We start from the raw sequence: 1190 nt of genomic DNA on the forward strand, positions 1-1190 counted from the left end.
GAGGGCTTTGCACGGGAAGCGAAATCCTGGTTGGTGAGTTAATGGGGCTTTTTTGAAGGCCGGGAAAGCAGTTTTCGACGGCTTGGTATGGCATCGACCGGCATGACCGGCCGATCCGCCGATTTTAGACAGACTCCTCCTCATGCCGGCTTTCCGCCAGGTGGATAGAGGGCGCCGATCATGGTCCGCAGATTGTAGGCGCAGGCGGCTAGTATGCATTGCGTGCGGTTGGCGGCGAGGTTGAAGAAGCGCAGGCGCCGCATGCCGTAGCGCTCCTTGAACACAGCAAAAGGCCGCTCCACAGCCGCCCGCACCTTGGCGATCAACCGGTTACGCAGCTTCTGGCGCGCCGGCAACTCGGGATGATGCTTGTTGGGCCGCCGCATCAGCCGGTCCTTGATCCCGGCCTTGGCCAGCCGATCATGCCTGGCATGGGTGTAGTAGGCCTGATCGCCATAGGCCGCCTTCTCATCGCCGCAAACCAGATTGTCGGCCGCCTCGGTGTCGGTGATCGAGGCGTCGCTTACCTCGACACGCCGGATCATGGTGTGCTCCTGGTCGGCGCCGATGTGCATCTTGTAGCCGAAGGTGCTCTTGTTGCCCTTCTTGCCCCAGCGCGCGTCCTTGTCGGCCGACGGCTTGGCCGGGCCCTGGTGGCCCTTCTTCGGCTGCTTGGGCGGCCGCCCACGGGCCTGCAGGAACGTCGCATCGACTAAGGTGCCGCGCTTGACGATCAGGCCCTTCGTCTCCAGCTGGCGGTTGATCTCCTCAAACACCTTGTCGATCAGCCGCTCGCGCGTCAGTTCCTCGCGGAAGCGCCACAGTGTCGAATGATCGGGCGTACGGTCCGAAAGGCTGAAGCCGGCAAAGCGGCGAAACGACAGCCGGTCACGGATCTGAGCCTCCAATGCCGGATCGCTCAGCCCGTGCCACACGCCCAGCAAAAGACAGCGCACCAGCGCCTCCGCCGGGTAGCTGGTGTTGCCCGAGCCGGGACCGCTGCGCTGACCCAGCAATGTTCGGATCGGTGCCCAGTCCAGTTCCTTCGATACCAGGTCGAAAATCGTCTCGTCCGACGCCGCCAGCCCGTCCGCCAGACTCAACTGACCCAGAACACGATCCGCCATCCCGAATCTCCCTGCTTCGACCATCATCACAGAATCACCAATCGGCTTCTGTGCAAAGGTCTC

1 protein-coding gene is annotated in these 1190 nt (G+C 62.9%); it reads right to left on the reverse strand.

Annotated features, from left to right (window positions below):
- Window positions 1-140: 140 nt before the first annotated feature.
- Window positions 141-1127, reverse strand: coding sequence for an IS5 family transposase (locus NKJ32_RS35375; protein WP_352572754.1), 987 nt, complete (start codon window positions 1125-1127; stop codon window positions 141-143).
- Window positions 1128-1190: the final 63 nt, after the last annotated feature.

It is taken from the genome of Mesorhizobium sp. M0159 (assembly GCF_040322295.1).
Classification (GTDB): Bacteria; Pseudomonadota; Alphaproteobacteria; order Rhizobiales; family Rhizobiaceae; genus Mesorhizobium.